This window comes from Phormidesmis priestleyi BC1401 (assembly GCF_001650195.1).
Lineage (GTDB): Bacteria > Cyanobacteriota > Cyanobacteriia > Leptolyngbyales > Leptolyngbyaceae > Phormidesmis_A > Phormidesmis_A priestleyi_B.
Map to the genome: position 1 here is coordinate 1 of NZ_LXYR01000028.1, position 20,868 is coordinate 20,868.

The 20,868-nt window shown below is 47.7% G+C and carries 23 protein-coding genes; 13 read left to right on the forward strand and 10 right to left on the reverse strand.

Going from position 1 to position 20,868, the window contains the following annotated elements:
- Window positions 1-510 precede the first annotated feature (510 nt).
- The 4 genes from A8707_RS15095 to A8707_RS15110 all read left to right on the forward strand — a co-directional run bounded on the left by A8707_RS15095 (window position 511) and on the right by A8707_RS15110 (window position 3,736).
- Window positions 511-1,464: a hypothetical protein gene (locus A8707_RS15095; RefSeq protein ID WP_068818078.1), complete on the forward strand. Its 954-nt coding sequence runs from the start codon at window positions 511-513 to the stop codon at window positions 1,462-1,464.
- Window positions 1,465-2,003: 539 nt separating this feature from the next.
- A complete protein-coding gene (locus A8707_RS26915; protein ID WP_082906375.1) occupies window positions 2,004-2,876 on the forward strand; it encodes a trypsin-like serine peptidase in 873 nt (290 codons plus the stop codon).
- Window positions 2,877-3,102: 226 nt separating this feature from the next.
- Window positions 3,103-3,321, forward strand: coding sequence for a hypothetical protein (locus A8707_RS15105; RefSeq protein ID WP_068818080.1), 219 nt, complete (start codon window positions 3,103-3,105; stop codon window positions 3,319-3,321).
- Window positions 3,322-3,376: 55 nt separating this feature from the next.
- Window positions 3,377-3,736: a retropepsin-like aspartic protease gene (locus A8707_RS15110; RefSeq protein WP_231948093.1), complete on the forward strand. Its 360-nt coding sequence runs from the start codon at window positions 3,377-3,379 to the stop codon at window positions 3,734-3,736.
- A gap of 285 nt (window positions 3,737-4,021) precedes the next feature.
- On the opposite strand, the gene A8707_RS15115 is transcribed toward A8707_RS15110, so the two are convergent.
- The 3 genes from A8707_RS15115 to A8707_RS15120 are packed head-to-tail and all read right to left on the reverse strand — an operon-like array spanning window position 4,022 to window position 6,310.
- On the reverse strand, window positions 4,022-4,861 hold the full coding sequence (locus tag A8707_RS15115) for a hypothetical protein (RefSeq protein WP_068818082.1): 840 nt from the start codon (window positions 4,859-4,861) through the stop codon (window positions 4,022-4,024).
- Window positions 4,851-5,510, reverse strand: coding sequence for a transcriptional regulator (locus A8707_RS26920; protein ID WP_074382513.1), 660 nt, complete (start codon window positions 5,508-5,510; stop codon window positions 4,851-4,853). The genes A8707_RS15115 and A8707_RS26920 overlap by 11 nt, the downstream gene beginning before the upstream one ends.
- A complete protein-coding gene (locus A8707_RS15120; RefSeq protein ID WP_068818083.1) occupies window positions 5,507-6,310 on the reverse strand; it encodes a TIGR04255 family protein in 804 nt (267 codons plus the stop codon). Before A8707_RS15120 ends, A8707_RS26920 begins: the two co-directional genes overlap by 4 nt.
- Before the next feature lie 542 nt (window positions 6,311-6,852).
- On the opposite strand from A8707_RS15120, the gene A8707_RS15125 reads away from it, so the two are divergent.
- The 7 genes from A8707_RS15125 to A8707_RS15155 all read left to right on the forward strand — a co-directional run bounded on the left by A8707_RS15125 (window position 6,853) and on the right by A8707_RS15155 (window position 12,575).
- Entirely contained in the window at window positions 6,853-7,128 is a 276-nt protein-coding gene (locus A8707_RS15125; RefSeq protein WP_068818084.1) for a hypothetical protein, read from the forward strand.
- Window positions 7,125-7,589, forward strand: a complete 465-nt coding sequence (locus A8707_RS15130) for a clan AA aspartic protease (RefSeq protein WP_068818085.1) — start codon at window positions 7,125-7,127, stop codon at window positions 7,587-7,589. Before A8707_RS15125 ends, A8707_RS15130 begins: the two co-directional genes overlap by 4 nt.
- A 244-nt stretch (window positions 7,590-7,833) precedes the next feature.
- Window positions 7,834-8,166 (forward strand): RpnC/YadD family protein, encoded by a 333-nt coding sequence (locus tag A8707_RS15135; protein WP_231948094.1) that lies wholly within the window; start codon window positions 7,834-7,836, stop codon window positions 8,164-8,166.
- Between the two features lie 211 nt (window positions 8,167-8,377).
- A complete protein-coding gene (gene sir, locus A8707_RS15140) occupies window positions 8,378-10,354 on the forward strand; it encodes a sulfite reductase, ferredoxin dependent (RefSeq protein ID WP_068818086.1) in 1,977 nt (658 codons plus the stop codon).
- Between the two features lie 83 nt (window positions 10,355-10,437).
- Complete coding sequence (locus A8707_RS15145) at window positions 10,438-11,172, forward strand: 16S rRNA (uracil(1498)-N(3))-methyltransferase (protein ID WP_068818087.1); 735 nt, start codon at window positions 10,438-10,440, stop codon at window positions 11,170-11,172.
- A 43-nt stretch (window positions 11,173-11,215) separates the two neighbouring features.
- Window positions 11,216-12,301: a tetratricopeptide repeat protein gene (locus A8707_RS15150; protein ID WP_068818088.1), complete on the forward strand. Its 1,086-nt coding sequence runs from the start codon at window positions 11,216-11,218 to the stop codon at window positions 12,299-12,301.
- 91 nt (window positions 12,302-12,392) lie between these two features.
- Window positions 12,393-12,575 carry a YqaE/Pmp3 family membrane protein gene (locus tag A8707_RS15155; RefSeq protein WP_068818089.1) on the forward strand — a complete coding sequence of 61 codons (183 nt, stop codon included), beginning with the start codon at window positions 12,393-12,395 and terminating at the stop codon, window positions 12,573-12,575.
- Window positions 12,576-12,790: 215 nt separating this feature from the next.
- On the opposite strand, the gene A8707_RS15160 is transcribed toward A8707_RS15155, so the two are convergent.
- The 4 genes from A8707_RS15160 to A8707_RS15180 all read right to left on the reverse strand — a co-directional run bounded on the left by A8707_RS15160 (window position 12,791) and on the right by A8707_RS15180 (window position 16,736).
- Window positions 12,791-13,264: a hypothetical protein gene (locus A8707_RS15160; RefSeq protein WP_068818090.1), complete on the reverse strand. Its 474-nt coding sequence runs from the start codon at window positions 13,262-13,264 to the stop codon at window positions 12,791-12,793.
- A gap of 356 nt (window positions 13,265-13,620) precedes the next feature.
- Window positions 13,621-14,334, reverse strand: a complete 714-nt coding sequence (locus tag A8707_RS15170) for a rhomboid family intramembrane serine protease (RefSeq protein ID WP_068818092.1) — start codon at window positions 14,332-14,334, stop codon at window positions 13,621-13,623.
- Window positions 14,335-15,039: 705 nt separating this feature from the next.
- On the reverse strand, window positions 15,040-15,813 hold the full coding sequence (locus tag A8707_RS15175) for an ABC transporter permease (protein WP_068818093.1): 774 nt from the start codon (window positions 15,811-15,813) through the stop codon (window positions 15,040-15,042).
- The gene (locus A8707_RS15180; protein ID WP_068818094.1) at window positions 15,807-16,736 is read right to left on the reverse strand and encodes an ABC transporter ATP-binding protein; all 930 of its coding nucleotides are present in this window, start codon (window positions 16,734-16,736) and stop codon (window positions 15,807-15,809) included. The genes A8707_RS15175 and A8707_RS15180 overlap by 7 nt, the downstream gene beginning before the upstream one ends.
- 397 nt (window positions 16,737-17,133) lie before the next feature.
- Here A8707_RS15180 and A8707_RS15185 point away from each other — a divergent pair, with 397 nt between their 5' ends.
- Complete coding sequence (locus A8707_RS15185) at window positions 17,134-17,673, forward strand: phycobiliprotein lyase (protein ID WP_068818095.1); 540 nt, start codon at window positions 17,134-17,136, stop codon at window positions 17,671-17,673.
- 141 nt (window positions 17,674-17,814) lie between these two features.
- Here A8707_RS15185 and A8707_RS15190 read toward each other — a convergent pair whose 3' ends face one another.
- Together A8707_RS15190 and A8707_RS15195 are read right to left on the reverse strand one after the other, a co-directional pair.
- Window positions 17,815-18,171 carry a hypothetical protein gene (locus tag A8707_RS15190; RefSeq protein WP_068818096.1) on the reverse strand — a complete coding sequence of 119 codons (357 nt, stop codon included), beginning with the start codon at window positions 18,169-18,171 and terminating at the stop codon, window positions 17,815-17,817.
- A gap of 97 nt (window positions 18,172-18,268) precedes the next feature.
- Entirely contained in the window at window positions 18,269-18,592 is a 324-nt protein-coding gene (locus A8707_RS15195; RefSeq protein WP_068818097.1) for a 2Fe-2S iron-sulfur cluster-binding protein, read from the reverse strand.
- Between the two features lie 363 nt (window positions 18,593-18,955).
- Between A8707_RS15195 and A8707_RS15200 the strand changes: the two genes are divergently transcribed.
- The gene (locus A8707_RS15200; protein ID WP_068818127.1) at window positions 18,956-19,177 is read left to right on the forward strand and encodes a DUF4327 family protein; all 222 of its coding nucleotides are present in this window, start codon (window positions 18,956-18,958) and stop codon (window positions 19,175-19,177) included.
- Window positions 19,178-19,194: 17 nt separating this feature from the next.
- Here the strand turns inward: A8707_RS15200 and A8707_RS15205 are convergent, their stop codons facing one another.
- Entirely contained in the window at window positions 19,195-20,802 is a 1,608-nt protein-coding gene (locus A8707_RS15205; RefSeq protein ID WP_068818098.1) for a serine/threonine phosphatase, read from the reverse strand.
- Window positions 20,803-20,868 lie beyond the last annotated feature (66 nt).

Sequence of the window (20,868 nt, forward strand, 5' to 3'; positions counted from 1 at the left end):
CAGGATATCTACTCAAATCAGGGAGATATACAGAAAGTTTCGGGATATCTGCCTAAATCAGGGAGATATACAGAAAGTTTCCGTATAATCAATAGTTATGCCGCCAGCCCGAATCGCCATCAACACGGTTTTTCAGAGTTGTCGTTCAACCGAACATTAACGATATTGAGAACGGGTCGGCGAATGCGAGAGTCAACGTGATTGATAACGGTTGCCGCGAACTTATCGGTGTGGGCTTTGGCAGAGATCTTTCATCTTGAGTGGGAGGGGGTTGGTCTCATAAAAGTTGAATACGTCCGCGAATGCCGAGTTCTTCGTCCTTCAAGATTTGCGGTCTGGCGAAGTTGCGGAGCGATCGGTTGGGTCGAGCAACGCATAACAATCCCAATGCACCGGAACAAAGTCAAGTTATCGGTGAGGTGCAAAGGTTATCTGTGTCCGGTGATTGGGAACGTTATACGGAAAAAATTACCTAAGTGATCGTTTATAGTCCCTGCACAAGAATGTTCAATGAATAACGTGTGGCTTGGTTTCGCTGATGCGAAGCCATCCGAAGCAATACAAAAGCATAGTCTTCCGGGTTTAGCAGTTGCCGTTGTTTTCATCCTGAACCAGGTTGAAGCAGTACTTCCAGTACCAGTCAAGCAATACAAGGATTACAAACCTGGACAAAAGGAGAAACGAGCACTTGAGCTAGCAAAATGGCTCATAATGCAGAAGCAGCGAGGTCTCTTTTTAACAGGTTTTTTTCACGCTCATACACAGGTTGCTGCTGCAACGCTGGGACTGAATTTAATTGAAGAGCTACCAAGGACTTATGTCCAGCCACATTACAATACATACCGCTTATTTTTTGGCGACGAATGTATTGATTTTGCACAAGCCATAGCTCTTATGTATTACTTCTTGACAATAAATTTTGGCACTTTACGTGCAGGTATGTGTTTGAAACCTGAAGATAGAAATCTTCATCTTTTGCTAGATAGATTTCCTGGCGAAGGCACAAAAAGTGCGATTCAGGGTCAACCTATTCCACTCTCTCAAGGTGCCAAATTTATCCAGTTCATCCGGCGTTACTCAAGCACAGGCCTGGGAATAGAAGTAGAAAACAGCCGGGCAAACATAAGAGTTGAATTTGCTAACCTTGACTGGTGGATAGAAAAAGACGGAGACCTTCCGAAGGAGGGCAAAAGCCATCCTCATTTTGTCCTGCCAGATTGGATGGCTGCAGCAGCTATCGCACACGAATTCCATAATGATTTTGTGGCAACTTTCAAAAATCTAAAACATGGTAATGCGGCAGCAGATGGTTTAGAAGAGGTTTACAATGCGTTCAAATCTCATGATCTATGGTCCCTTGACGAGAATGTACTGTCTCTACTCCGACCTCAAGAGAAACTATGGCATGTTCCCGATAACGCGCGTGAGTTCATAATGGCGCGAGCAGAGTGTAGTTTCGCATAACACTGCGTTGGTACGGACAGACTAAAGATCTCGTGTCGCAGTCAAGGTTATTTGCTGCCGCACAACTTTGCCGTTAGACCGCTAAATCTGCTGTCAGGGCGCAGTCGAAAAGTTATCGGTGTGGTGCAATCTCTAAAGTGAGTATGCATCGCTATTCGATATTGAGATCGTGAGATTTACTGGCATAGTGTATCTGACTTTTTCCTGACCTTATCCGACCGACAAAGCGGATGTATGGAGATTAGGGTAGATGTACCATACTTTGATAGGGGTTTGCATTTACAAAATTATTTCAAGATGATTCACCCAGACTAAATAAAAAGACGATGAAGTACAGAAATCTTGCCTCAGCGCTTCTTTTTAGCGCTTTATCTTTCTGCTCAATTAATACAGCATTCGCTCAAACATCTGGTATTCCATCTCCCATTGATGGTCAACCTATCACTAATGAACCTAACTTTAATCTGGGATTTGGAGATGACGATCGCGTTCCGATGAGAAGCAATGCCTTTCCTTGGAGTGCTGTTGGATGAGTTCAAATAGATGGTGGTGGGCACTGCACTGGAGCTTTAATAGACAGAGATCTGGTATTAACAAATGCTCATTGTATTTGGGAGAACGGACAACGCAGAGACATCACTTTTGCCCCAAACTATAAGAATGGTCAGGCTCCTGAAACAGCAAGGGGAATTCTCTACTGGTGGGGAACAGATAATCCGAACCAAAACCGAAGGGCTGACTGGGCAATAATTCGATTGGAACGACCAATTGGCGATCGTTATGGTTGGTTTGGTTACCAGACGCTCAGTTACCAAGAGCTAAATGGTAAAACAGTGACCTACGTTGGGTACTCAACCTTTGAAAATGAAAAGGTTCAGGAGTTCATCAATGGTGAAACGGCACAAGTACACATCGGATGTCGAGTTCGTGACGTTTATGCCAATGATGGTGTTTTTCATACTGACTGCGATAATGGTCGAGGCGGTTCAGGTGGTCCAATTTTCATTTGGCAGAACAACCAACCAATCATTATTGGTATCAATGCTGCTGAGTATCGATCAGGTGATTCGAGTTACTTCACCCAAAATTACACTCCTGGACAAGGAAATGTAGGCGTTCCAACGCTCACATTTGCACAAACCATTCAATCAGCCATTCGCTATCGGTCAGGATTTTACTCGCGTGTAGGCATGAATCCTCCGGGTATCATTTATCTTTGGCCATCACCCTGGGATGGTGGAAAGACTGATGTTTGGTGTGATGTTCCCAATCACGATATGTACGTTAGGAATCTAAATAATATTGGCTCTGCCATAGAAGTAAATAATTTAGAGACGGTTAAAAATAATGCAAAATACTGGTCAAAACCATGTAGCGACGATGTTTTTCAGCAGTCCAGAGTTCAACACTAGCTTGAGGTTTTCTAGATTGAAGCAATAAATCCAACTACTTTTTGGTTGCTCCCCAATCTTGCTTCAGCGATCGCCACCTCGATTTTTCAGAGAAAGATCGCTGCCACAGGGGTAGAAGTTCCTGAACCAACCCATCAGGCTAATTGGTAGAATAAGTGAATGCTAGCGATCGCCCCCATGCGACAAGCCAGCATCCTCACCCCTCTCCAGCAAAGGAGACTCTCACATGCCATTCGCTGAACTCATGTCACGAATCCAGGAACTTCCAAAAATTGACAAGCTTCGGCTAATGCAGTTTCTTGCAACAGAACTTGTCAAGGAAGAGAACGCAAACTTCTTCGTTGCGAACCAGGAGTATCCGGTCTGGTCGCCGTACAATTGCTCTGAGGCTGCCAGTGTTTTGATGAATCTTCTGGCGACAAAGCAGCAAGAGAAGAATGGTTGACGCTCAAAAATTTCCCTACAAAATTATTGATAGCAGTCTTGGCATAGTTGATCGGATGCCATACTTGCCTTTGAAGCTCAGTCTGAATGGTCAATCCCTGAACGCCGAAGGTTTATTAGATACAGGCGCAAGTGTGAATGTTTTGCCCTATGAGTTAGGGCTACAACTGGGTTTGATCTGGGAGGATGAAACGCTTTCGGTTCTACTGGCAGGGAACTTGGCTCACTTTGAAGCCCGTGCAGTCGTTATCAATGCTCAAGTCAGTTCATTCCAAATGGTTAACCTAGCATTTGCCTGGACACAAGCAACCAATGTGCCTTTGATTTTGGGACAGGCTAATTTCTTCTTTGAGTTTGATGTCTGTTTCTTTCGTGCGCGTTCTGAGTTTGAAGTCTGCCCTAAGCGCATTGAATAAAAGTGAAGACAGGAATGCCAGTTGGAAGCGATCGGTGAGGCACGGTCTAACAACCCGGTTGGAGCGGACTGACGAGAGATCTGAGTGGTGATGCAAAGGTTATCGACAGCCGCTCAACCGGAACGTTCGACCGCTAGGTTATCTGTGGGACGGTACTTGACTGTTGCCTATGATTGCTTAGCGTTAAAGTACCGTGAGATTCAGCAATAAGCCAAAGCTTTAATGGTTCGGCAAGCGATCACTACTCATGAAGCTTGCAAGTAGTAAAGCCGCATATTCTGCACCTTACGAGGATAAGTGATCCAGATCCAACGGATCGCTCTCAACATACTCCTTTGCTGTCATACCTTCCAAAGCTACTACTGAACCTTCTACATTTTTGTATCGTCCAGATTCAGGGATTAATTGCAGCCACTGGTTAAGAAATTGATCCCATCCTACTCCCTTAAACTGATTCTGATCCTCATCTCGGATAAACCAAAATATGAGTCGGATTTCAGAGCTATTCCATGAAGGTTCTGCACGTACCCTAATCTCGCGTAAGGCGCGAAGTGCTTCTCCTTCATCAGTAGCTTTGTCATGCTTGTCGCGTAGACGATTTTGGAGCTTTCTGGCAAAGTCAGTGAAGTCGTCAGGGAAAGCAAATCGAGCACGTTTCCGTGTCAGTGCTTGCCCAAGTGCCCTAATTTCGTCATCACTAAGACATCCAGGTTTACGCTCCCATTCTGCTACAACCGCCTTTTCTACTGTCATGATACGGTCGAGGTCAGCGACAAGATTAAGTCCCGCGACCCCTGGAATGTAAGCGTATTGAGGTCGCCTGCTTCGTTGAACGTCATGCAACTGCTGCTCATCAACCTCAACAAGAGGTACGATTTCAACAAATGGGCGTTCGTTACAACTGCGAACAATATCGCAGGTCTGTGTGACTATGGCAAAACCCTTGACTTCAGATTCTGCAAGATCAGTTTCTTCCTTTGCAACATCAGCAGAGTCAGATGTCAAAGGTCGTTGAGGATTAAAGCGATAGATGAACCAGTGTTCTCCAAGCACACAATCACCCTGATACCATTCTAAAAGAGTGGTGTCTATTGCCTGAATCCAAATGTCACGATCATTGACCACTACTATTTTTTCGGCTCCTTACTGCTCTGGCAGGTCTAGATCGTCCTACGTCACGATGGATAGGATCATTGAGAGCATCAACTAGATCTTCTGGCTTCTGAGGCATACGCATCTTACGTGCATCTTCGGACAGAGAACCTAATAATGGTCTTCGGGGCGCATTATTAGAACCAGCGATCCGCTTGACTTCTTCGTATCTACCTGCAACCAGGAGATCGAAAAGGGGATTTCCATTGCTATCAGGACAAAGTAAAAGACTACGATTTAGATTTGCACTTCCCCGGTCAATATATCGAATAGTACCTAACAGTCGATTAAGATGTTCCTCATTAAAGCGGGATAAGGGTTGCCCACTTGCCCAAAAATGAAGGCTTCTTCGAGAGACGTTAAAGAGCTTAGCAAGTTGATCCCAAGTTAATCCGCTCAACCTTCTTAGCTCACTGAGCACCTTTTGTGTTGCTTCTGGAGAACTAATCGATGCCATAGCAACCCCACTCGTTGTCATTTCCGAGGCAGCTACTAAATTTCGATTAATGGTTTCTCTGGAGGTAGTTGTGCCAGAGGGAGCGATTAAAATTCTTGAGGCAATTATATGAGGTGTTCTGACATCTGTAATAAATACAGTTGGTTTAGCTAAAAGAACACTCATAATTGACCTCCGTAACGCCGTAAGAAATCATCTTCTACTGCCCATCGAAAGAAAGTGTAGATTCTTTCAGCAAAGTGTTGTGCTTCACTCATCAACTCATCAACACGAAAGTCCCTATTTTTGGAAACAGACATATCAAGATCAAGTATCCAACTAGGATCAGCAACAGCTTCTATTGCCTCTGGATCAAAAGTTGCACCAGCAGGCATAGCTCCCCATCTTGCAACAATTTGCTCACCTCCGTCTGGAATAATAAACAAAGATTCATTGATGGTTTGATGAATATACTCTCTAAAATTAGCAGCCATCATTCCAGCTATCTCAGGTTTTACAAGAGAAGATATGTCTTGTAAATTTTGTCCAACAATTCTGTCAATGTATCGCAATCCAAATCGCTCGATACTTGCAGGTTTAAAACTCTCATTAAGCGCAATAAGTATATTTTCTAGACGCTTTAAAAAATCACGACGACTTAGGTAAGCAGTCGTTTCAAGCGCCAAAAAGTTAGGTGCTAACGAAACTCGCCAATTCCAATTATCCGCTGTATCTACAAACCGCCAAGTAACTTGAGGTGCAGTTGGAACGACACCCTGAGGACTAAAAGCAAAACCCTGAGTTTGTTCGGGCTGGAGGATAGGATAGCTCTCACGAATTGCTTCTTGAAATGAACCCACAAAATCGCTCTTCTCAATTGAAAGAATAGGTGGAAAGCGCAACTGTGCAATCACTCGAATAAGGGGTGCATCCTTTAAGGGCACCTCTTGGGGTGGTGGCGCAGTGAGTGGATTGAAATTAACCACCTTTTACATCCTTTTTGGAGCTTTCAAAGAAATTAAGCATAGCTGGAGCCGAGAGATAATACCTATCGTTCCCTACCCCTATGATATGCCAGCAGTGTGAAATAGAGTGTGAAGTTTAAGCAGGTTTTCTCTAGTAAAGCGCCTCAGATTATAGAGGAAAATTGGAGGAAACCCAGTACCTACAGCATTTCTAAAGCCCAGCGCAGTCGAACAACACTGTTGCAGCGGACTGGCTAAAGCTGCGTGTGGTGATGCAAAGTTTATTGGCAGCCGCTGAACAGCCCCGTTGGGCTGCATCTCGCAAGGGGCGCATAGTGTTGGTGTTTCCTAGCGGTTTGCGTTTTTTCGATCGCAGCCTCCCGATCGTTCATCAAACTTTGAATCTGATCAAAATCAGGTGAGTGCGATCGCTGATCTTGTAGGTTGGATTGACCCAGAAAACCAAACCACTTCTCGTTTGCTCCCCCTCATTGCTTCGATAACTGCCCAATACACTGCTCAGGTTAAAATGTAGGGGCTAAAGTTGAAACGAGGTCAAGCCCATGACAGTTCGACAACCCCGCTACAGCAAAGAAGAATTCGCTCGACGGGGTGATGAGATTTATGAATCTCAGGTGCGTTCCCAAGTCGAAGAAAGCAATTATGGCAAGATTGTGGCGATCGACATTGAGACAGGCTCTTTTGAGGTAGCTGATACGCCTATGGTCGCAGTCGATCGACTTTATGAACGCGAACCCGATGCTCAACCCTGGGTGATTCGGATTGGACATCGGGCAGTCTTCCGTTTCGGCAGCCGCAGTCTGAGACAGTCCGTATGATGTTCGGTACGGTTAATAATAATTGTGAGGCAATCATCAAAGTTGCAGTGGGTCGTATTGGTTCGCCCAAAGTAACCGTTGATGCGGTCATCGATACAGGATTTATGGCCATCGCCACTTTGCTTAGGACATTTTTGGTAATGTGCTTCGCGTGCTGCCAAAAATGTCCCTGTCCTAACCTATGTGGCGGTAGCCATACCAGCTTTTTGTCTTTACCGCTTTCCATGATCACAGATCTTGGCTTGCCTTGGCATTACCGCGATGTTGGTACTTTAGGCGACGGGAGCGAAGTCGTCTTTGAAATATACAAGGCGACTGTGATCTGGGATGGTCAGAACCAAATTGTTGATGTAGCGGCTTCCGAGGCAGATCCGTTGGTGGGAATGGGTTTGCTGTATGGTTTTAAGCTTCAGATTGAGGCGGTTGAAGGTGGTCTCGTTACGATCGAAGCCTTGAAGTAGAGCAAGGTAATCGGTGAGGCGCAGTCTAACGATTCAAATGCAGTGGGCAAGCGAAAATTGACGGTGTTGATTTCGAGGTTATCGACCGCCGCTGATTTGACCCGTTGGGCTGCATCCCGCAAGGGGCGCACAGTGTTGGTGTTTCCTAGCTGTTTGCGTTTTTCCGATCGCAGCCTCCCGATCGTTCATCAAACTTTGGATTTGATCAAAATCAGGTGAGCATCACAAGTCGTACAATCCCTTCATGTACGATGACACTTGCCGATTCCTTGCCGAACACTTCTCCGCCGACTTTGCCAGTTGGCTGTTGGGATCGATCGCTCTGACCGAAATCAAACCCTCTGAGCTTTCCCTCGAACCGATTCGCGCCGATGCCCTAATTCTGCTTCAGTCCGATGAGTCTGTTTTTCACCTAGAATTTCAAACTCGTCCTGACTCAGAGATTCCCTTCCGCATGTTAGATTACCGCTCACGAGTCTACAGACGCGATCGCTTTAACACAACCCCTCAACTACTCGACATGAAGGCTAAGACTGATGCGGAAGAAGGCATTAGAGCTTTTCGTCGAGAGATTTAGACCGATCGTCGTATTAAAACATTTTAGAGTCACCAAGATTTCCGCCTGATTGCCTCATAGAATGAAGGTAATACGATGGGCTTATCATCGTAACTCCGACCGACTTACCGGGAATAAAAACTTCTCTCGGTTTTTTGTCATCTGTCATTTGCACTGCAAACGAGATGACTGAAACTTTATTGACCTCTTTAACGATCGCAGCAGCAGTCTAATGGTTATATCTTCGACACCCGACTCCACTACCCGCAAGCTTTCTAAAGTCGAAGGACTCAAAGATCGCAGTGACTTTTTAAGAGAACCCGTTGCGTCTGAGCTTTTAGCAGACACAACGCACTTCACCGAAGACGCGATTCAAATTCTCAAGTTTCACGGGTCTTATCAGCAAGACAACCGAGACAACCGCGCCAAAGGTCAAGAAAAAGACTATCAGATGATGCTGCGAACGCGCAGTCCGGGTGGGTTTATCCCGCCTGAGCTTTATTTGGCGCTCGATCGCATCTCGGATGACTATGGCAATCATACGATTCGAGCCACGACGCGCCAAGGCTTTCAGCTACACGGCATTCTTAAAAAGAATCTGAAAGCGTCTCTGGCAGCGATCGTTCGCAATATGGGCAACACGCTGGGCGCTTGTGGCGATGTCAACCGCAATGTGATGGCTCCTCCGGCTCCATTTCGCAACCGTCCCGATTATCAATACGCCTACGAATATTCACACACCATTGCTGATTTGCTGACCCCCCAAACGGGTGCTTACTACGAGATTTGGCTGGATGGTGAGAAATTCATTTCGGCAGAAGAGAATCCTGAAGTGGTTGCGGCGCGTCAAAAGAATGGCACGGGCACGATCGTCCATGACAACCCAGAACCGATTTACGGCACGCACTATCTGCCCCGTAAGTTCAAAATCAGCGTCACGGTTCCGGGTGACAACTCCGTCGATCTTTATTCTCAGGATGTCAGCTTAGTGGTCTTGACCAATGAGCAAGGCGAGTTAGAAGGCTTCAACGTGTTTGCGGGTGGTGGTTTGGGGCGCACTCACAACAAAGAAGAAACCTTTCCACGATTGGCAGATGAGATCGGCTACGTTGCCAAAGATGATGTCTATAGATTGATGAAAGCGATCGTCGCTACTCAGCGCGATTATGGCGATCGCACTGATCGTCGTCATGCTCGAATGAAATATCTGATCGAAGACTGGGGCGTTGACAAATTCCGCGCCAAGGTCGAAGAGTATTTTGGTCAGTCGATCGAACCCTTCAAGCCGTTACCTGAATTCAAATATTTAGATTTTTTGGGGTGGCATGAGCAAGGAGACGGCAAACTGTTTGTCGGGATTTCGGTCGAAAACGGTCGCGTCAAAAACGAAGGCGCTTTTCAACTTAAAACTGCCCTGCGTGAAATCGTCGAGACCTACCGCTTGCCGATGTTGGTTACACCTAGCCAAAATTTGATTCTCTACGAAATCGAACCCGCTCAAAAGTCCGAGATTCAGCAAATTCTGACTCGCTGCGGCATCAAGCGCGAAGACGAAATTGATACGCTGTTGCGCTATTCGATGGCGTGTCCGGCGTTGCCCACTTGCGGGTTAGCCACTGCCGAATCAGAGCGCGTGATTCCGTCCATTCTGGAAAGAATTCGATCGCTGTTGATCAAAGTCGGGCTGCCCGATGAATCGTTTATCATCCGCATGACAGGATGCCCAAATGGATGCGCCCGTCCCTATCTGGCAGAACTCGGCTTTGTCGGCAACGGACCGGACACCTATCAAATGTGGCTGGGCGCTTGCCCCAATCAAACCCGACTGTCTCGCGCCTACGTTGAGAAGCTGCACATCGACGATTTAGAAACCTTTCTAGAGCCGCTCTTTGTTTACTTCAAACAGTCGCGCACCGATGGCGAAAGCTTTGGCGATTTCTGCGATCGGGTCGGTTTTGATGCGCTACGGCAGTTTGTCAGCGACTATCAGCCTGATGGTTTCGATGAAGTCGTGACGGTCTCGACCAATGACTTTGAAGAGATCGAATCGGCTGAATCGGACACGGTGACGCTCCGTTCTCGGCATCGAGTGGGCGTTCGTCGTGAGATTTACACGCGTCTTCAGCAAGCGTCAAAAACTCAAGGCAAACCGATTACCGAACTCGTGGCAGACGCGCTAGAAACCTATCTCACCAACACGGATTCTTAGAGACTGAGATCGGACTGTCTGCTGTTTGGGTAGGAGTGAGTTAAACGCTCCTACTTTTTTATTGAAATTCTGAGAGACTTCCAATGACTCAGCTACAAAGGCTTGTGATCACGGATGCTCAAATTGATCAGCAGCAGATTTTGTTGACGATCGAGCAACAGCATTATTTGAGTCGAGTGCTGAGGCTGCGATCGGGCGATCAGTTCATCGCGATGAATGGACACGGACACGGCTGGCTAGCGTCTCTAGTCTCCGATCGGGCACACATTCTAGAATCTATTCACGCTCAGTCTGAGCTGCCGATTTCCGTCACGTTAGTTTTGGCACTCCCAAAAGGAAACGGGTTGGATGAGGTGGTGCGACAGACTACAGAATTGGGCGTGACTTGCATTGCGCCTATGATCAGTGAGAGAACCCTTCTCAATCCGAGTGCCAACAAGTTAGAACGCTGGCGACGCATTGCTCAAGAAGCCGCAGAGCAGTGTGAACGTCAAATCGTCCCTGAGATTTTAGATCCCGTTTCCTGGAGCGATCGACTGAAAATAGAATCATCTAACTCTGATACCTGCCGCCTAATCTGTCTCGCACGGGGCAACTCGCCGCACTTGTTGGACTACTTAGATCCATTGGCTTGTCCTTCAATTACCCTCGCGATCGGACCGGAAGGCGGCTGGACAGATGCCGAAATTGAAGGCGCGATCGCAGCCAGTTATCAGCCAATTTCTTTAGGTCGTCGGGTGCTTCGAGCCGTCACTGCTCCGATCGTGGCGCTCTCGCTAGTTGCAGGAGTTGTTGAAAGAAATAAGAATGGAGAGTGAAGACTGAAGAGAAGAAAAAATAATCCTTCAGGCTGAGTCAATCATGCTAGATCAAATCGCTGCCGCCTTCGATCGTCAAGACTATCGCACTGCCGCGACGTTGCTCAAAGACTTCTTGCGCGAATCGCCCCAAAATCCGTTTGGGCAATTTTATAAAGGGCGGATCTATGAAGTGTCTGGCAAACTAGAGGCAGCCGAAGAGATTTATCGTCAACTGCTGCGCGATGTCGTCAACCCCAAACTTGCGAATCAGGCACGACAAGGCATTCAGCGACTCAAAGCCTTGGTTCAAACTCGCCAACAAACCGCGATCGCCCAAGCCACCGCAGATCCTCAAAATGCCGAAATGGGAATGTTAGTGTTAGAAGCCATTAGCAGCGACATCCGCACAACACTGGCTCAAAACTTTGCTCGAATTATGAAGCTAGATGCTTACACCGCGCGGTTGCAGATTCCGCATCGGGGCTGGCGACTCTATCGAACGGGCGCGATCGGAGAACTTCGACACTATGGGCAGCAGCTTAGAGAGGCTGAAATTCCCGCGTTTTGGGCACCGTTGACTGCGCTGCAAAGCCTTCAAGTCTTCCAAGTCCAATATTTTCAAAGCTATCAGCCTAACGCGATTGCGGTCTGCCAAAACGAGCACGATCAATTGGGTTCTCTCAGTTTCGATTGGGCAGAAGTGACTCAGCGCGTTGAAGGACGATTGCCAATTTTTGAGCAAGTTGTCGATACCGATGCCCGACAAAGAACGCAGCGACAGCGCAAAGAACAAACTCAAGACTATGCTCATGTTTGTGATTTACATCTTCCCAAACGACGCTGCATTTTGCGGCTCTGCGACTTAAATTATCAGTTTCATCAAGGGGTTGCGTTTTCAGCTTCAGTGAACGCGATCGGGCAAACCACCAATCGCATTTACTGGAACACTCTACTCGCGTTTCTCACCTATCAACTCCCTGAGCAACCCGTTTGGTCAGAGTTCATGCCTTTTGCAGAAACCGCGATCGAGTTTCCTAACCTGCTCAAGCGTCTTAAATCTCACGTTCATCTGTTTGGTCAAGACACTAGCCTGTGGAATCCTGCGTTTCATCTCTATAGTGGATTAGCGTTCTCAAAAGATCTCTGAAGTTTAATCCCTGAGATGGAGGCTTAAACCCGACCTAGTTAACGACAATGCTATTGAAAGAATTAAAGAATAGCTGGGTTAGAAAAATACTATGAAAATTGTTCGTTTTCTGTTGGCGATCGTCTTGCCGCCTCTGGCTGTTTTTCTGAATAGTGGTATCAGTTCAGCACTGCTGATCAACGTCTTGCTGACTTTATTGGGCTGGGTTCCTGGCATCATTCACGCGGTTTGGGTGCTTCAAAAAACAGAAGAGCGTCAAACTGAGGTTTACTAACGATTAAAAAACATCCCGGTCAGGCGATCGGGATGTTTTTTAGAATTATGTAAGTAGGTAGGCACAATTAAACTGAAGACCCTCATCCCCTAGCCCCTTCTCCCCAAGGAGAAGAGGAACTAGATTCTGGTTCCCTCTCCTGCGGGAGAGGGCTGGGGTGAGGGCATCTCCCGCATTTTATGTTTAGTTAAGTCTGTCTACTTAGAAGCTCGAATTTAGTTCGACTTCATGCCACGCGCCATATCTAAGTAGGAGTTCATGTTTGCGCCGGGGCGACGGCGGCTGCTGTTGCTAGTAGGCACCAAATATTTGGTTGCAAACTCAACAGTCGCTTCAGGTTTTGGAGCGACTACTGCTGCAACGGGTGCCTTTTCGACAGACTTTTGAACAGCGGTCGCACCGTTGCTAGATGCCGCAGCCGCTAGCTGCTCCGATCGCTTAGACGATGGTTTTGAGGTCTGCGTCGCGTCGATAGTCGCGGCAACAGGTGCAGGGCTAGCTTCAACTGTGGGTATGCTGACGACAGGCTTTTTCTCAGCTTCAGCACCGTCCCATTCTAGAAAGTAGCCAGAGCTTTTTCGAGTTTTGGGAGCGCTGCCTTCGATAGATTTTTTGCCACCGACGAGACCGCTCAAAAAAGCAAAGATACCGCTAAAGAAATTTTTGATAAGTTTGATAAGACCGCCCATGTGTCACTGCTCCTGGGATATTAGCGGATGATAAGGTGCGTCGGAAATTTGCATTCACGCGATCGCTGAGGCAAACCACCGACCTAAGCCGAAAAAATGAGGTGCCTTGCCGATCATATAGCGTCTAGGTAGAGCCTTGATCGGACTTGCGACAACTGTTAACTGATTCAGTTAGTCTGATCAAACTGAAAGCGCAGCAAAATTTAAAGATTTCTCTTTGATTATGAGTCTTGTTGAGATCTTCTTGCAAGACTCTGCGATGCGTTTTTTGAACCAAATTTGCTCATTCACAGCAAAAAGGGGCTTCGATCGAAGCCCCTTTTCTAGAGTAGTAGAGTCTGATCGCACGATCAGCTTCAAGAAGATTGCGCCTTAGAATCATCTGAGAACAAACCTAGCAACGGTCCCAACACTGCGCCAAACACAAATCCTCCAGCGTGTGCCCAATAGGCAACTCCGCCTTGCTGCATCCCAATATTGGTTTTTACTCCTAAACTGGCGACTCCATAGAGTGCCTGCTGCAAAAACCAGATTCCCAAATAAAAGATCGCTGGAATTCGCACGGGCAAGAAAATAAAGCCAAGCGGAATAATCGTCAGCACTCTCACTTGCGGGAATCGCAGAATATAAGCGCCCATCACCCCCGCGATCGCGCCACTTGCCCCTAGCGAAGGCACCTCAGAACCTGCTGAGAAGAACCATTGACTTAGGGCAGCTAAGACTCCGCACGCGATGTAGAAGATCAAAAACTTGATGTGCCCTAACCGATCTTCAACGTTGTTGCCAAAAATCCACAAAAACAGCATATTGCCTGCAATGTGCAAAAAGCCACCGTGCAGAAACTGAGAGGTGATGAGCGTAACCCATTCAGGGAAGCCAGAACTGCTTGCAGCGCCCCCAAAACTTTGGCTCAACTCTTTAGGAATGACCGCCCAAGTGAAGAAAAACGACTCTAGCTGCTGCGGAGTCAGGCTCAACTGATAGATAAACACTAAGACGTTGGCGGCGATTAGCCCATACGTGACGTAAGGGGTGATGCGTGTTGGGTTGTCATCGCTGATCGGAAACACGAGGATCTTTCCTTGACTATCATTTAGCAGGAAGATAACCGATTTTTAATGACTTGTCTGTTTATCTAGAGACAGATTTGCAGAACTGAGCAAGGAGGCGCAACTAAAGTCAACTTGTTTGGGTCGGTTTTGGCTTCGCTCAACCCGCTAGGAGTTCTGGCTTTGAGAGTTGAGCAGAGCCGAAACGCGTCTTACCGTTCACTAAACTTCTTGCAGAGGTCTGAAGATGCTCTCATCCCCCAACTCCTTGTCATGCCTGCGCTCCCCGACCCAGATCTCGCTAGCAACCCCGATCGGGACTAAGTTGTGATCCCCGTCATCAAGGCGTAGACTGACGTTATTAAAGGGTTTTCCAACTCGACTTTCGGTGATGACGTGATCTCTAAGAACCGGATAAGTTGCACCTAGTGAAGTGACTTCGCTGCCTACTGCTTACACAAGTCGGTTGATCGGTCACTGCCAAAATCTTTCGCCCCCTAGATCCTCCACGTCACTTGCTTTAAGTCGGGGAACCCGCCCAACGCAGTGACTCATCAAAATTGGGGGACTTTGAACCGGAGCGATGGCTGAACTTTGAACCAGAAGGTATGTTTGACCTCTATGCTGTCAGAGTTCTACGCATTCATAGAAGCGATAACTATTATGTCTGTTACTGAATGCAACGCCCTATTCTGAATTTTTGTGGTTCAGGTTTTAGGGCGGCGATCAATATCCGCCCAGTCTGCCTCTGCGCTTAGTCTCACGTTCAGCAAATCGAAACAGAGCCAGTCCCAGCCCAAAGTAAACACATCCATTGAGCAAAGCCAAACCCAACTGAGGGAGATTGAGGGGCTGTTGTCGTGCCATCATGTCTCGCAAAAGTCCCGCTCCGGCGGTCATCGGCAGCAGCAGCCCTACTATTTTTGACGAACCTGTCCAGCTTTCAGTCGGAACCGATAGCAAAAAGAGCAGCGCAAACTGAAAGATTCCTAATAGCTGCTGGATACGTTTTAGCAATAGCGCCAGAGACCCGATCGCGAATGATAATCCATACGCGCCCAATATCACCGTGATTAATGGAAAAATCAAGGTAGGTGGAAACGACAGCCATCGTCCTGTGAGTGACATGATGATCAGCAAAATTGTGGTGATCAGAACGAACTGAATCATCAAGTTTGCGATCGCGCGAGTCAAAAAAACGCGAGGTGCCCCAAAGGGTGAAATAAATAGCTGCTCCAACGTTCCCGTCTGTGCCTCGTTTTGCAGCGTTCCGGCAATGTCAAACAGCACGAATGTCACCAGCGTCCACAGCATATAGCCGACGATAATCGAGTCGAGCCGATCGCCCAATTTAATGCTTGACCCTGCTACATAGCTAGCTCCGAGAAACAACCCATAAAACAGCGCACTGATAATAAAGATGCCCCCAATCGCTTCGGCTGGGTAGCGAATAAACTGAATCCAACTGCGTTTGACTTCTGCTAAAAATAATTTCAACACGATGTTTTTGATTGGGTTTGAATAAGCTGAAGAAAAACTTCGGTCAGGTTGGCTTGCTCTTTTTCGACTCGGATTAGAGGAAGCGGTTGGAGAATGTGCAAAACCTCGTACAAGATCTCTGTTTCTCGGATCAGGATCGTTTTTTCGGTGACAATCGCGCCCAAATTCTGAATTTTGCTAGTGCGATCGAGATCGAGTTCGTGCTCTAGTTCCACCACATAAGCGCTGCCCGAAAATCGTCGAATTAGTTCCCCGGTCGATTCTTCAGCCACGATCGCGCCCTGGTTGATGATCGCGACACGATCGGAGAGTTCTTCTGCAATATCTAATTGATGAGTCGTCAACAGAATGGCTCGCCCCTCACTGGCGATTTCACGAATCAGGCGCTTCACCGTTTGAGTGGCTTCGACATCTAACCCCAGCGTTGGCTCATCGAGAAGTAGTAGCTGTGGCTCATGAATCAGGGCAACGGCGATCGCCAGTTTTTGCTGCATTCCTCGCGATAAAGTCTGAACTGGAGCGTTGCGTTTGTCAGATAGCTCAAATCGCTCTAGCAGGTCTCGTCCACGCTGTCGCGCCACTTTGGGACTCAAGCCTCGCAACACGCCGAAATATTCTAAATTCTCAATCGGGGTCAGTCGCCAATAGAGATTGCGGTTGCCTTCTAAAACGGCTCCAAGCGATCGCAGCGCCTCAGCGTCTCGGTGAGGATTGCGCCCATTGATTTTGACATCGCCCCGATCGGGCAAAATCAGCCCCGCAATCATCTTAATCGTGGTCGTTTTTCCAGCTCCGTTGGGTCCTAAAAACGCCAGCACTTCTCGCCCAGCGATGGTCAACGACACATCTCTCACTGCCTGGGCGATCTTTTTACGGGACGATCGATAGGTTTTTTGAAGGTGTTGCACCTCAAGTATCTGCATGAATTTGAGTGTAGATAAGTGATGTGGATAAAGAGGCAGTAATTCATTAAGAAGACGTGGCATTGCTGAATGCAGATATGAAATGCCCTTATCCCCAGGGAGAAAGGAGCCAGAACTCTTGTCCCCTCTCCTTTTGGGAGAGGGCTAGGGTGAGGGTAGAATCTGTGCTTCTATAGATCGATTCAGCAACGCCGAAAATCTCTTACCTTGTCTTTTCCTCAAAAAGACCGAGGCAAGATCCTTCTCTAAGGGGAAACGCCAACCAGATTCGTGTAGTATATTAAAAATTGTAACAGGGCAAGTGCAGTTTTACCTAAAAGTGCTCCTAGAAGCGCTGCCCAAAACCAATGAATGGTTAGCTTACCAACCGCCACCTACTCTCGCGAGGAGCACTCTCATGACAACATCTTTACACTTTCAATCGACGACAAGCGAATCCCTGATTGCAGCCTTTTTTCAACGATCGGAGGGCGAATGGCGCTCTGAGCGGCGTTATTACACCTTGCCCGACGGCGAATCTAAAGAAATGGTCAGTTTGGTCAAGATTCGCTTTTTAGAGTCGGGATGTTTAGAACTGCGAGACCTGGCTCGACTTCACCAACTAACCGACGAAACTATCATGACCTGCGGAGCCGCTGTCACTTGGGATAGTGAAAATTCGGTTTCGGGTAAGAAAGAGTCTAAAGGCTCGACGTTATTTGGCGTGTTGGAAACGACTCTATATCGCGATCGTGGGTTTGCCACTCCCAAACCCGTGACGGCTGAATTTTACTTCACCAACCCTGAAACCCTGTGCCTGAAAACTGAATATAAAGACTCAGTGTTTGAGGAAGAGTTAAAGCTGGTGGGTCATAAATATCGCACCCGACAGACGATCATTTCTCGTGCGGGTGAGCAGCAAATGATTGGTCAATATCTAGAGAAGCGCATTTGCTAAGTCTGTAAACGGGATTGACGGTAAGACGCTTTTCGGCTCCGCTCAAAGCCAGAATCTCCAGCGAGTTGAACGAAGTCGAAACCCACAAACTGACTTTAACTGAGCCTGCCTACTTAACACTCAATCTAACCCTCCTGATGATCACCAAGCCCCTCTAACCACCGGAGCCGAAGGGGCAGGAGCGTTTGCGTTAGGGTCAGAATTAATAGGAGCCGTTCCATCAACTCCTGTATTGGGTTGATTGGTCGCGTTGGGTAGCTGTGCTGTGTTGCTGCTGCCCTGATTACCTGTCCCGTAGTTTTGGGTGCTTGCCCTGTTACTTTGAGTGCCCTGACCGTTTTGCTGATTGTTAGTGGAGGTCGGCGGATTATTTGCACCGTCGCTAGCAAGTTGATTATTGCTGCGACTGTTGAAGGGGAACACGCCAGCGATATTTAAAATCCATGCCATGGCGATCGCAACCAACGTGCCCCCAATAATTCTGCCAGGAAAATTCATAATCTCTTGCCAACAGTTTAGTTATTTGTAACTTACCTAAGTTTCTATTAAAACACTTGGCACAGAGGATAGAGTCTGACCTCTACCCTGCGATTTTCTAAACGGGCTGGTTGCCCTGCCCCCAAAAGCCATCAAACTTAGTGACTTGCAGATCGCCCATTACCTGAACCTGACAGGCAAGCCGTCGAGTCGTTCCTGCACCGTGAGGCGGCAAAGATAATCTGGCTTTCTCACGCCAGCCGATCGGAGACACGTTTCCCTGAATCTCAACTGCGCAGGTGCCACATGTACCCAAACCATGACAATTGATGACAGTTGCGCTTCCGTTGTAGAGGTCAATATTGTTCTGGAGAAGCACCTGACGGAGGTTGTCTCCGATCGCGCACTCAACGGTTTTTCCTTGAACACTAATTTTAGGCATATCACCTGCACCTTTTCTAAAGTAGTCATTACATTGTCCCAGTTTTGAGAAGTTCTCGGTGAACAATCGTCAATTAACGCGAGCAATGGCTCTCAGCGCTGAACAACGTTGGCACGGGCAACATCGAAGCGTCTTACCACGCTGTGATAGAAGAATGAAGTGTAGTTGGGTGTTGCAAAACCAAGCAAAAGCCGCATTCGTGTCTTAAAAGGAGAACGATCGCAGCCTTTTGGCGTGTTCCAAAGTTCAAAAAGCACGATAACATGAGAAGTTGAAAAGAAGCTTCCTGACACAGCAACCATCTACGTCTTGCTAGGAAGTCACCCCAGAAATTACCACAACTCAATCATGATTAAGGAAGGAATGAACACACACGTTGCTCACCCAATGGTGAAGCTACAGCGTCAGGTGCGCTCGCTCATCGACTCAAAGCTGCTTAAACCCAGCGATAGCCTCTGGAAGATTGCACTCCTCTACGGCGATGAGTGGGCTTATTGGAAACAAGAGCTACTCTCATTTGATTTCACGATGCAAGATCCCGTTAGCGAGCTACTCTCGGTAGACGCGTGGGACGAAGAAGATTAGGAGGCTTGAGTCTACCGTCACCACAACTGGTCTAGGTTAGGTCTGACCTTAGCTCGAATCACGATCGCCGTGATGTTGTCATGACCGTTATATTGATTGGCAAGCTCAACGAGTTGACTGACTCCTTGCTCAAGGTTAGTCAGTGAGCTAATCAGGGGGGCAATGTGGGTCTCACGGTGCGTTTCGAGCAAATCGTTGTCGGTCAAGCCATCCGATGCGAGAATCAGCACCATGTCTTCGTTAATTTCAAAAAACTGAATATCGGGACTGATAAAGTTTTCGTCGCGGGGTCCTAGCGCTTGAGTCAACTGGTAGGCATCGGGGCGACTATAGGCAGCCGTGGCTTCTGTGCCGCGCTGAATTTCTCGCTGACCGACTTCGTGGTCGATCGTCACCTGCTTTAAGCCTCCTTTGCGGCTATAGCGATAGAGGCGACTGTCTCCAACATGGGCGACCGCCGCCTCGGTGTCTTGAATCAGCAGCATTACCATCGTGGTGCCCATTCTGCCGCTGCCCGATCGAGCGTTTTGCTGGTTGACATCATAGATGGCTGTGTTGGCTAGCTGCACGGCTTCACGAATCACGTTTAAGGGAGGAAGCCCAGTAGCATTAGCGCCTGCATTCTGCCAATAGTCTCGAAAATAGTGGCGCAGGGTGTCTACTGCTAACTGGCTAGCGACTTCACCACTCGCATGTCCGCCCATGCCATCGCAAAGAATATAGAGTGCCTGTGCTCGAACCGTTTTGCCAGACGGAATTTGAATTTTTGCAATTTTGGTGTCAATGCCAAAACAGTCTTCGTTGTGATCGCGAGTCCGTCCGATGTCAGTTCTGCCTGCGTCTTCGAGGCTAAATAGCTGCATGGGCAAGACGATCGTCGGCATGTCGTCTCCGTCTTCTTCGGGTTGTAGGGTGACGGCTTCGGCTTCTAAGTCTTCGTCCTCAAACCTTTCGAGCGGAACATTGCTGGAGTCGGGAGTGGTCAGATCTTGAGAGTTGGGCATGATCTCGATCTCAGTAAAGCTTGCTTGCATCTCGTGCGCGATCGCTTCAAGGCGCGATTTGATCTCATCGGTTGTGATTAGTTTACCCGCTTGCAGATCAGCAATTAGCAAATGTAGGGCTGCCAATTGAGTTTGAGAAAGCTGGTTGAGTAGAAATTGCCAGGTCTCACCTAGATCTTGCAGCGATGGCGCGGGGGTTTCTTCTAGAAACAATTTCTGTAGGCACAATATTTGATCTTCATCAACTCGCAGGTTTTGGGGGTCTAGCAAGCTCTGCCGACAGTGCCAGGGTTCTAATGCTTCCCAGATCTCGACCATTTCGTAGAACCAGTGCAAGACTTGCAGCCCAGATAGGTCACGATCGCTCCGCAAGCGATCGACGAACGAAGGGAGGTGCGATCGATCTTCTAGCAAGAGAGCATCTTCGCCCGATCCCCAAGCATCGTGAACTTGGGGAATAACCTGGTGAAGCTGCGATCGCAGCGTTAAATAAATTTGCACATCGACCTCGCCCTGAGTGTCACAGCTTAGACAAGTTTCTTCGGTCAAAGAGATGCCGCACTCTTGACAAAATTTGTTGACATTGGGGTTCTCAAACTGACACTGTGGACAGACAAGCATTGGGGTCTTTCTAAATATTCTGAGTGGAGCGTTCTACCAATCTTACGCAAAATTTCTCTGAGTCAC

Coding starts and splice junctions, on each gene's coding strand:
- A8707_RS15095 (WP_068818078.1), top strand. CDS start 511: ATGAATAACGTGTGGCTTGGTTTCGCTGATGCGAAGCCATCCGAAGCA.
- A8707_RS15105 (WP_068818080.1), top strand. CDS start 3,103: ATGCCATTCGCTGAACTCATGTCACGAATCCAGGAACTTCCAAAAATT.
- A8707_RS15110 (WP_231948093.1), top strand. CDS start 3,377: ATGCCATACTTGCCTTTGAAGCTCAGTCTGAATGGTCAATCCCTGAAC.
- A8707_RS26920 (WP_074382513.1), bottom strand. CDS start 5,510: ATGAGTGTTCTTTTAGCTAAACCAACTGTATTTATTACAGATGTCAGA.
- A8707_RS15125 (WP_068818084.1), top strand. CDS start 6,853: ATGACAGTTCGACAACCCCGCTACAGCAAAGAAGAATTCGCTCGACGG.
- A8707_RS15130 (WP_068818085.1), top strand. CDS start 7,125: ATGATGTTCGGTACGGTTAATAATAATTGTGAGGCAATCATCAAAGTT.
- A8707_RS15135 (WP_231948094.1), top strand. CDS start 7,834: ATGTACGATGACACTTGCCGATTCCTTGCCGAACACTTCTCCGCCGAC.
- sir (WP_068818086.1), top strand. CDS start 8,378: ATGGTTATATCTTCGACACCCGACTCCACTACCCGCAAGCTTTCTAAA.
- A8707_RS15145 (WP_068818087.1), top strand. CDS start 10,438: ATGACTCAGCTACAAAGGCTTGTGATCACGGATGCTCAAATTGATCAG.
- A8707_RS15150 (WP_068818088.1), top strand. CDS start 11,216: ATGCTAGATCAAATCGCTGCCGCCTTCGATCGTCAAGACTATCGCACT.
- A8707_RS15155 (WP_068818089.1), top strand. CDS start 12,393: ATGAAAATTGTTCGTTTTCTGTTGGCGATCGTCTTGCCGCCTCTGGCT.
- A8707_RS15160 (WP_068818090.1), bottom strand. CDS start 13,264: ATGGGCGGTCTTATCAAACTTATCAAAAATTTCTTTAGCGGTATCTTT.
- A8707_RS15180 (WP_068818094.1), bottom strand. CDS start 16,736: ATGCAGATACTTGAGGTGCAACACCTTCAAAAAACCTATCGATCGTCC.
- A8707_RS15185 (WP_068818095.1), top strand. CDS start 17,134: ATGACAACATCTTTACACTTTCAATCGACGACAAGCGAATCCCTGATT.
- A8707_RS15190 (WP_068818096.1), bottom strand. CDS start 18,171: ATGAATTTTCCTGGCAGAATTATTGGGGGCACGTTGGTTGCGATCGCC.
- A8707_RS15195 (WP_068818097.1), bottom strand. CDS start 18,592: ATGCCTAAAATTAGTGTTCAAGGAAAAACCGTTGAGTGCGCGATCGGA.
- A8707_RS15200 (WP_068818127.1), top strand. CDS start 18,956: ATGAACACACACGTTGCTCACCCAATGGTGAAGCTACAGCGTCAGGTG.
- A8707_RS15205 (WP_068818098.1), bottom strand. CDS start 20,802: ATGCTTGTCTGTCCACAGTGTCAGTTTGAGAACCCCAATGTCAACAAA.